At 35.3% G+C, this 9983-nt stretch carries 6 protein-coding genes; 3 read left to right on the forward strand and 3 right to left on the reverse strand.

From position 1 onward, the window contains the following. Positions 1-15: 15 nt before the first annotated feature. From PLW95_02965 to PLW95_02975, 3 genes are all read left to right on the forward strand, one after another. Entirely contained in the window at positions 16-159 is a 144-nt protein-coding gene (locus PLW95_02965; protein ID HOV21626.1) for a hypothetical protein, read from the forward strand. Positions 160-209: 50 nt separating this feature from the next. Further along, the gene (locus tag PLW95_02970) at positions 210-1493 is read left to right on the forward strand and encodes a hypothetical protein (GenBank protein ID HOV21627.1); all 1284 of its coding nucleotides are present in this window, start codon (positions 210-212) and stop codon (positions 1491-1493) included. A 278-nt stretch (positions 1494-1771) separates the two neighbouring features. Next, positions 1772-3433: a tetratricopeptide repeat protein gene (locus PLW95_02975; GenBank protein ID HOV21628.1), complete on the forward strand. Its 1662-nt coding sequence runs from the start codon at positions 1772-1774 to the stop codon at positions 3431-3433. Positions 3434-3878: 445 nt separating this feature from the next. Here the strand turns inward: PLW95_02975 and PLW95_02980 are convergent, their stop codons facing one another. The 3 genes from PLW95_02980 to PLW95_02990 form a co-directional block, all read right to left on the reverse strand. Continuing rightward, complete coding sequence (locus tag PLW95_02980; protein HOV21629.1) at positions 3879-4352, reverse strand: lecithin retinol acyltransferase family protein; 474 nt, start codon at positions 4350-4352, stop codon at positions 3879-3881. Between the two features lie 674 nt (positions 4353-5026). Beyond that, the gene (locus PLW95_02985; GenBank protein HOV21630.1) at positions 5027-9037 is read right to left on the reverse strand and encodes a sugar-binding protein; all 4011 of its coding nucleotides are present in this window, start codon (positions 9035-9037) and stop codon (positions 5027-5029) included. Between the two features lie 206 nt (positions 9038-9243). Then, a complete protein-coding gene (locus tag PLW95_02990; GenBank protein HOV21631.1) occupies positions 9244-9957 on the reverse strand; it encodes a DUF1559 domain-containing protein in 714 nt (237 codons plus the stop codon). Positions 9958-9983: the final 26 nt, after the last annotated feature.

The following is a 9983-nucleotide window of genomic DNA, read 5'->3' on the forward strand; positions in this document are numbered from 1 at the left end:
AAAGGGGAAAAATAAATGGCAAGAAAAATAAGAAAAGACGCTTCTTTAGCTGGCTTGCTTAAACGTGCTGCAATAGATCCGAAAGTTCTGAAGACATCTTCTGGAAGAAAAGTAAGGAAAGATGCGAAAGTGAATACACTCAGAAAGAGGTCAAAATAACAAAGATACAATAAAAAGATAATAATAACTTCTGGTTGAATGGAGGAAATATGGGAAATTTTATATTAATTGTAGGAACTTCATTAATCATTGGAATATTGTTGGGAGTCATCCTCAAAACAAAACTATATAGACAAGTTCAGGAAAAAAATAGTGAAGAAAAAACATTATCTTCACAAGTTAAAGAAAGACCTATTAAAGAAATACCTATGGAAATTGTAATAAAATCTGGTAACTATCCTGATTTACCACCATTGGTTTTCAAAAGAACTGAATTTAACAAAAATATTGAAAAGCAACTTACCGATATGGTAAATTCTGCAAAACAAATTATCCCAAATGCAGCTGTTTCTTCCTATGCTATGGCACAGACAGGGCATTTGTATAAAGCCACTGCTACCAACCTGATGAAATATACTAATGGCACATATTCTTCAATACTTAAAGATTTAAAAGGGCAAAAGATTGCAGGACACGCAGGATTCCTAAAAATAAGTCCTGTAGAGGTTTTCGCTCCGATTATAGTTTTTCAAGCGATGAGTATAGTTACAGGACAACATTATCTGCATGAAATTTCTAAGCAATTGGAAACAATTCATGAACTTTTAGATAAACTGCTACAATTAAATCTTACGGAAAAAGTAGGCATTTTACTAAATGGATATGACATACTAAACGAGCTATCAAGTAGAAAAACATATATAAGAGAAGACCTTATTATGATTCATCGTATTCGAGTCCAAGCGGGTGGAATTAAGCGTCAATATCAAACAATGATAAAATCACTTGATACTAATAATCTAAGAAAAACAACAAGTCAGCTTTCAAGTAGTAAAATTGATGATTTAAACAATGCTTTTAAAAATATAAATCAGGACATAACTCAATATTCCCAAATATTAATGATGGCAGAGCGCATAGAGGTTACATCTCGGCTGTTAGAATTTAAGATAGGGATGGCAAATGCACTTATTAAAAAAGATGATATGCTTCTTTCAAGAACGAAAGAAATTTTAAAAGATATCGAAGATTCCCTGAAATATAAAAAGTTCCAGGAAATTAGAGATAAATTACAACAAATGAAGAATGTAATTGCAGAAATTTCGGAAGAGATAAAAAAGAATTTTTGGGCTGTAATACCTTCAGAGATAGAAGAAAATAAAAGATGTTTAGAAAACACTATACAAGAATTTACAGAGCAATTGACAGAACATGAAGATGCCATAAAAAAATTTTTACAGGAATTTCTTACTCAAATTAACAAAGAAAGAGAACTTTATATTGTCATGGATGAACAAGGTAATATTATTTCACCTGTGCAAATAGAAAATTGAAATAATTTCTAAATTTTTATATCATATAGGACTCTACGACGAAATCTTTTAGTTGAATTAGATAATTTTTTTAACCAAATAAAAATTTAGTATTTCTGATGAATTAAAAACAAATACTACTATATGAATTCAAAAAGAGAAATTATACCAATTTGACAGCATATATAGAGTAAATATTTTCCCCTCACCGAGCCTCTCCCCTCGGTGGAGAGGGAAAGGGTGAGGGGGAATGTTACTTTTTATTATGTTTTTGATGTAAAAATAGTATTAATACTGATATGTTAGATAAAAGAGCAGCAGATGCTTTTAAGTTTTTAGAACAAATAGCGAAGTTTTTTGATAGTAGTCAAACGAAAGAAGTCAATGATAGGATATTAAATCAATTATATTCAGAAAAAGGGTATATCCCCAATTCCAAAATACAAATAACACCTAAAATGGTTGTTGATATTGCTAACATTTTGGAGAGAGAAGTAGTGGAGCCAGATTATTTTGACCTTTCAGATAAAAAAATAATAGAAATAGTAGAACAATTACAAAAGTTTTACAAATCCGATAGGGTTATTCTAAATGGGAAATTTTTTGATAATTTTGTTGAAATTGTTGATGGGATAACTTACAAAGAATATGAAAAAGATATAGAAAATCAAACTTGTGATATAACACCTCTTGATTATTATCTTAAAGGCATCTCATATGCAGAAAAAGGGGACTATGAACAAGCATTACAATATTATCTACAAGGATATGAATTGATAAAAGATGAAAAAGCAAAAGAAAAATTACTCTTTTGTCAGAATATTTTAATTTTATTGATATGTCTTGGAAAGGCATCAGAAATATATAAGTGGGAAGAAGAATTTTTAGGACTTATAGAATATGAAAAATCAGCCCATGAGAAGGTTAAATTGCATATAGAGATAGGACTATCAGGGAAAATTCAAAAAAACTATGTAATAGCAATAAATCATTTTTTCCTTGCAATAGATACAATAAAAAAGGTCTTTCTACACGGATTATCAGGTATAAATATTTCAGGAATGCCTTGTATATATGAATCTGATAATAAATACCCAATAGATGTATTGGAGACAGTACTTTACATAAAATGTATATTGGAGATATTAAAAGATATTCCTGATATTCCTGAAATACAAGAGAAAAAACAAAAATTGTTATCAGATATGAGTTTTATAATACTGCGAATGGAACAAATAGTTGAAAAACAAATATTTGAAGGTTCTGATACATCAAAAATGAAGAATGCACATATTCCTTTAAATGAAAAAGAAGTAAAAGAAATCCAGAACCAAATTCAGTTATATGAAAAAGATATAGAAAAAAATCCTGATGATGTTTTTGCTTATTTTCAAATGGGGTTGCTTTATAATGAGAGAGAAATGTATGAAGAGGCATATAATTGTTTTGAAAAAGCATTAGAAATAAACCCAGAAAATATAGAGTTGCTGTTTCAGAAAGGACTGGCGCTGGCATCTTTTAAAAAATATCAAGAAGGTCTGGTCTATATTAATAAAGCATTAGAAATAGACCCTAAATATATACTGGCATTATGGGGTAAAGGGGCTACCTTAGAAGAAATGAATAAAGGGCAGGAAGCAGATTATTATTATAATATGGCTCTTGAAATAGAGCCTGAGAATATTTTTATTCTAACAGATAAAGGTTCAAATCTGAGACAATTAGGCAGGTATCAGGAAGCAATAGACACTTTTAATAAGGCAATTGCCATAGACCCTGAATTTGCAGTATGTTATTATGAAAAAGCATGTGCAGAAAGTTTAGATAACCGAAAAGATGAAGCGCTGAAAAGTTTAAAAAAAGCAATAAAATTAGACCCTTCATTAAAAGAAAACGCAAAAAATGATGCAGATTTTAAAAATATATGTGAAGATAGGACTTTTAAAAGAATTGTGAGATAGGGAGTCCTCATGCTAATTCTCTGGTTCCCGTTCATATCCGCAGGATCCTGTGAATTTAAGTAAGAGAGTAGAAAGTAATCCTGTCCAATCAACTTATATCTTCTGCGTTTGTCTGTCTAAGCATATAGCGAAGGAGGATAAGGATGGTACGTAAGTCCACTCTAAACATCTCCACAGGATTCCGTCATTCATAAGGCGAGCCTCTGGGTAGTTTATAGGACGAACTTTTGGACTGTATAGAACAATTCCCTGTCTTCTAAATCCCCCTCTTTATCCCCCTTTACAAAAGGGGGAAAATATTCTCCCTTCTTTGACAAAGGAGGGAGGGTAAGGGTGGATTTTTATTCTTCTGCTACCCTGCAATCCTCAAAGTTCTGCATAATGATTTTCCTCGAGATCCTTTGTAAAAGACCATGTTCTGATATTATCTGAGTGTTTATAAAAACTAAGTATGATTTCTCCTTCCTATTCTACTTTTTAATACTGTTCCAGTAATAATTAAAACTGCGAAAGAGATAATAACTTTTGTAGTTTGTCTCATAGGTGATAAATCTCTACCAAAGCAGGTTGTAGCAAAATGTTCGCAATTTTTCGTTAATAAGTTGTATTTACCATTATATTCGTCTGGATTTTTGTAAAAATTCTTGGCTCGTTCTATTACTTTCTGGGCGTGTTTTTTATTTTTTGGTTCAGTATGTATAACAACATGCTCTTTTTCTGCAAATTTCTTCAACGATTCCATACGAATTGTAGCACCATTTTTCCCAAAAATACCTTTATCTACACCATGTCCTAATTCTGGATTATGGAAATGGATTACTTGATTATCTCCTATGTATATTCCCATATGCCAAAAAATACCTGATATTCGTCTTTTTATAATACTGCCTGGTTTTATTTCGTTTGGTCTTATCTGCATTTTTCCCCACTTATATAAAATACTTTTGAAATTTTGTAAATATTTACTCAACCCTGCCTTTCTGATAAGAATATTTATTCAGTTTTATACTATATTAAAAGCAAAGTTAAAGTTCAAATTTTTTTATCAAATAAACTCGCTCAGAAAATAAAAACTCTCTTAATTCTGAAAATACATTAAAATAACTTCTTCAAGTTTAGTTAGATATATTATTGAGCAATAAAATATCTTAGATGCTAAAAATTAGGTCTACTCTAATGGGGTTCAATTAGGATTTGCATTTCTGTAAAAGATTTTTCTATCTCACCAGGTAAAAAATATCCTTTCTTACTATATTTTTCTTCTAATTGTTTTTTTATTTCTTCTGCTTTCTCTACTCCAAGAATTGAGATTTTTTTAGGGTAGCCCAGTTTCCACCTTCAATTGCCCAATCCCCTAGTATAACTCCACCTGAATTTCTTCTGCAGTCCGATCCGTTTTCTTCAATTCACCATTGAAAACATTAGGTAGTTGCTCCAGAAACTGCTTCTTCCATTTCGCTACTCGGCTCGGATGCACCTGATAATGGCTGACTATTTCTGCCAGGGCCTTCTCCCCCTTGATTGACTCTGTCGCAACGCGCTGCCTTCAGCACCCCTGGGACTACAAATATTTTACCTAAAACTCGCTGTTTTCTATGGCTGATCAAGTTCCTTTACTTCCACCTTATCTATCCAGAGAGTTCCTGCTTTACCCTCCGTAATAATGTATACCCTTGCTCTATCCTGTTCAGGGTGCATTCGAGTTTGAAAAGTATATTCTTTCCACTCCGGGCCAACATTAACAATTTTATTCGTAGGATTGGGGTGTTTTCTCCAATTGTAGTCAAGAACTTTTAATCTCACAGGTAAATCAGAGATGTCGCTTTTTAAGTGCACTGAAAGAACATAATCTCTCCCGCCGTTTACAGGTGGCGCTCCTTCTTCGGTCCAAACAGAAATATTAGGAAATTTAGGAGCTATTACCTTTTTATATCCTTTTTTTGTCTGGGCTGTTTCGGGAGTAAAAATAAACTTTATTTCTTCTTTTTCTTCATCTTTCGGTATTATTCTCAATCCAAAAATACCGTCTGAAATGGTTTGTAAATCTAAACTTCCATCTTCAATTTTTACTCCAAAAGTATACTCTTTAATTCTGTTTTCGTACTCAGGGAAAAGCTCTTTGATCTCCGGAATATCTTTTTCTTCAACCTTTAAGGGATGTTTTGCTCCGTTCTCCAGTTCAGAAATGTCATTAGGACTTCTCATGGTTGCAATCACAGTATATTCTCCATTGTCCAGAGAAACCTTAAAAATGCCAGAGAACCTGTGTCCATATCTTAATAATTCGTTTTTACTACCCAGATCAAAGGAACTCGCCTCTTTTGTCCATCCATAACCGGTATCAGGAGAAAAAATAGTTGTTTTTGAAACAAACATCCTTAAACTTTTTTTACCTTCCAAGTGTTCGTTGGAGTCCAAAGAACAATATTCTGGATACTCCCAACAAAGGTTGCTTGCCCAATAAACCGGTTGACCAGAGTCCTCTTCTTCAAAACCCGGGTTTTTTATTCCAGGTAATCGGTCAAGATTTTTTGTCCATGTTTTTTCTTCCTTTGTTGGTACTTTCTCTAAAGAGAGCAGCTCAATATTTACCTCAATTGGCTTATCAGGTAATTCGGACAATACACCTATTTCGTAAACGTGAGTGGCATAGGGTTCAAAATTATCTTTGAAGGCGCCGTTTACTATAGAAACTGTCCTTTTTTCAAAAAGAACTTTCCCCTGCGTATTTGTATCAATATTAGATAATTTTATTTGTACATTTTTTTTGGTATCTTCACTTATGTTGGCAGTAATAATATACGCTTTTTCATTGTGTAACTTTAAGAGTAAATCAATGCCTGTTTTTTCTTTTCCGGATACGGCTTGACTAGGGCTACTGGTGAGTAAAATCGGCGTTAATTCTTTTATTTCTCCGGCCAATTTCTTCAAGGTCTCCTTCATATCCTGCGAGGCGATATTATACTCCCAGTAAACAATCCCTCTTGCTTCGTGAATAAGATCCAGATATGTCTGACATCTTTGTTGAGAGGATGTTATTTTACTTTCTTGACTCCACCCATCTGCCTGCGGTGTTACCCAAAATGGTTTTCTGATGGTATTCGCTACTTTCCAATAAGTATCTACTCTTTCCACGTGGCGGGTTATTTTTTCTCCAAGTCGCGGTTGCCAATAGGGATCAGTATCCAATATGTCATAGCGATCGGATGGTATCGGTGGACCAGAAGGTTCCCAGAAGCATGGGAAAACGAGATGATACGGATCATATTCTTTAGTTATCCTGTACTCCACGGAAACACCGGCGGCTTCTTTTTCTCCGGGTTCGTCCCAGAAATATCCAAAAAAGGCAGGATGGTTTTTACACATTTTTATTTTAGGAATTAAAGAACCTTCTCTGATAATTCTCTCTAATTCGTCAAGAGGTTTTGTGCTGAAAAAATCACGGGGAGCACTGTGCTGGTAGGTAGAAACAATTACCATCATTCCATTATAGTAGGCGGTATCCAGAAATTCTGGGGATTCAGGCCCAACAGTAATATTAAATCCGGCCCGGGCATATTCTGAAATTTTATCCTGAGGAATATCCATAATTCCTATTGCAAAAAAAGGGGTATTGTTCACTAATGTCCAGAGATTTTCTCGATCTGACTTTATTTCATAAATACTCGGAGTATATTTAATTAATGGAATGGCACTCAATGAGATAACAGATTCTTTCTGGTATACAGAGAGAAGAGCCATGTATTCCCCAGGTGGTAAATTGTCAATGTTTATCTCCACAGAAAAATCTGCCTCTGAAATCGGGATGTTCGTAGTCTCGGTAATCGTTTTGTCTCCTTTTACCACTTTCAGAGATGCGGTAAGGCCAAAGGGGAGTATTCCTTCTATGTTAATTTTGTTTTTAAGTTTGGCATTTTTCTCATCAGTATAATAGTCCCTGGTAAAATAGGAACTAACGAGGGAAGGCATTTTTACCTCCTTTGCTGAGAGATGACAACGCTTGTTAGATATAATATCAAAAATATCTAATTGGAATTTATACTTTGTATCTTTCTCATTAAGGGAAATTGGGAAATTTAATTCTTTATCTTCATTGGCCAATAGAGATACTGTTTCTTTAAATTCCTGTTTTGTCGTAAGACATTTCATTCTGACATCAATCTTTCTTGATTCATGGGAACAATTTTTTAATTTCTGGGAGAAAACTAAACCTGGCCCTGTCTGTCCCAATTTGTAGGTCAAACTTGAAGATGATGGGTTAATTTGGTACAGCGGAAAATCAATGTTTATATTTTTAACAGTAGCGAACATCTCTGGCTTGTGGAATCCCCCGAACGTAGGTGCCCATGCACTATACTCTGGTTCTACCTTACGCTCCCGACAAAGATTTATCCCCCAGGTGCTGGATGCTTCTTGGCTGAAAGAAAAATTGTAAAAGGGAATGGCAATTTCCGCCGACCAGAAATCCTGGCCTTTTACTGTTTTCCCGTCCCAGAAACCATCCCAACCAGTTTCCTCACAAAGGGGATCTATCCACTTCTCATCTGCCTGAGTATTTAGGGTATTTAAACTAAAATGATAGTAACTTTTTCTATCTAAATTCGTATCAATGAATACCTCTACGCAATCATCTTCCCATACCTTTCCGTCCCGGTACTTTTCATCTGCTTTAATCTTGTCTATATAGGGTTCCTTACATAGGAATCCAAAATAGATGTTATTGTCGTCGTAACAGATGTAACAAGTAGTCGGACACCGCACAGGTCCACCAGTCATATTTTCTGTTAGGTCAACTTTTCGGGCTTGTTGCCAACAAAGATCATTAAGATTACCATCTATTTGGGGGGGGACGTCTATTTTGGGTATAGAAACCGACTGAGGAGTATTTTCCCCTCCGCTTTTTTGATACTCTTCTTCTACTTCCTGGTCAGTTAGTGCACCTCTATATATCTTTACCTCATCAATAATTCCCTTAAAATACCTCCCATCTTTATAAACTGATCCGATAAATACACTTTGGTCATTAGTATAGGGTAGCCTGGTTTCCTCATAGACGGAATCCAGTCTTCCATTGATGTAAAACTTAACTTTATAATTATCATATGTTACTACCACGTGAGACCACTGGTTGAGTTTTATGACCGAGTTATTATTCTCTCCGTAAGTGAATTTTCCTACCTTACCACCTTCGCCAAAAGGGCCATAAACAGAGAAAACGAGTTTTTTGTGAGCGCCCAAATATAGCCCGTACACGGAACAGGTATAATAACCTTTACCAACAATTCCCGCCCAATAGACCGGAGTACTTTCAGGATATGCCTTAGGGTATATCCACGCAGAAAGAGTCATACTGGTAAGATCAAAACAACTGTTAGCAGAGTCCTTTACCTCCACATAACTACCTTTTCCGTCAAATTCTAATGCCCCTTTAATTTTACCCTCAGTCCATACCGCGTTATGAATCTCACCAGGATGTCCATCAGCAGAATCCCAGGCTGTTTCTCCACTTCCTTCATCAAATTTCCAGTATCCGACTAACTCCGCTGAATAACTGCTGCTAACTAAAAAACAACACAAAAAAATCAACCATATACTTCTCTTCATTTTCCCTCCTTGGGGAGTCGCTTGGTTGTTTTGTAACCTTATCACCCGGCTGTCGCCCATCTTCCCTATTATTCGCTGGTAACCCGAACATAAAAACATCCTCTGCTATTTAAAATCAGCAGAAAAATAAATTATCTCTAACTCTAGTCCGGAAGATTCTTTATCTTCGTCAGAGACAATTTTTGTTCCAGGTGACCGGTAATATCTCACGGAGTAGATATATCAAGCCAAAAGTCGTGGTCGTCCCTCTTACTTTCAATTTTCGCTTTTGAGTTCCACTCCACATGTCCGTCTACATAAAGGATATTTGCTCCGTTGTTGTGCCTGTAGTGAAAATAAGGTGTTTCTGCATCGAACATTACGTATGAGATAAAGAGGAACTGGTAATTGTTACTCTTATTGTAAGTACTATTAGCATCTGCAATAAGGAATGCTCTTTCTGGTTTTCTCACCCGGTTTAATTTTTTGGGACAATACCGAGAATTGGAAGGATACTGGTAAACATCACCATACCGTCCTACCCAGCTATTGTATCCATAGTTAGGACCCCCTGAGACGCCTCCCACAGAAATCACCCGTTCTTTTTCTCCCGAAGGACAGATGAACAACTTTTTTATGTTACGAGGAACCTTAGCAGTCCACCCGCTCCATACTTCATAACCTTGTCCGGCTGGCGCTCCCAAATAAGGCATCAATTCACCAACCCATGTGCAGCTCCATACAAAATAGCCACCCGAGTTCACTGCCAGCGGTAACCAATCATCATAGTCATTTGCATACATTTGAACAGCCAGTCCTAATTGTTTTAGATTATTCATGCAACTTGTCTGTCTTGCTTTTTCCCTTGCCTGTGATAATGCAGGTAATAACATTGCGGCAAGAATCGCTATAATCGCTATTACCACAAGCAACTCTATCAATGTAAACCCCGTATGCTCTAACTTAG

This window comes from bacterium, from assembly GCA_035370465.1.
Taxonomy (GTDB): domain Bacteria; phylum Ratteibacteria; class UBA8468; order B48-G9; family JAFGKM01; genus JAGGVW01.

Coding starts and splice junctions, on each gene's coding strand:
- PLW95_02965 (HOV21626.1), top strand. CDS start 16: ATGGCAAGAAAAATAAGAAAAGACGCTTCTTTAGCTGGCTTGCTTAAA.
- PLW95_02970 (HOV21627.1), top strand. CDS start 210: ATGGGAAATTTTATATTAATTGTAGGAACTTCATTAATCATTGGAATA.
- PLW95_02975 (HOV21628.1), top strand. CDS start 1,772: ATGTTAGATAAAAGAGCAGCAGATGCTTTTAAGTTTTTAGAACAAATA.
- PLW95_02980 (HOV21629.1), bottom strand. CDS start 4,352: ATGCAGATAAGACCAAACGAAATAAAACCAGGCAGTATTATAAAAAGA.
- PLW95_02985 (HOV21630.1), bottom strand. CDS start 9,037: ATGAAGAGAAGTATATGGTTGATTTTTTTGTGTTGTTTTTTAGTTAGC.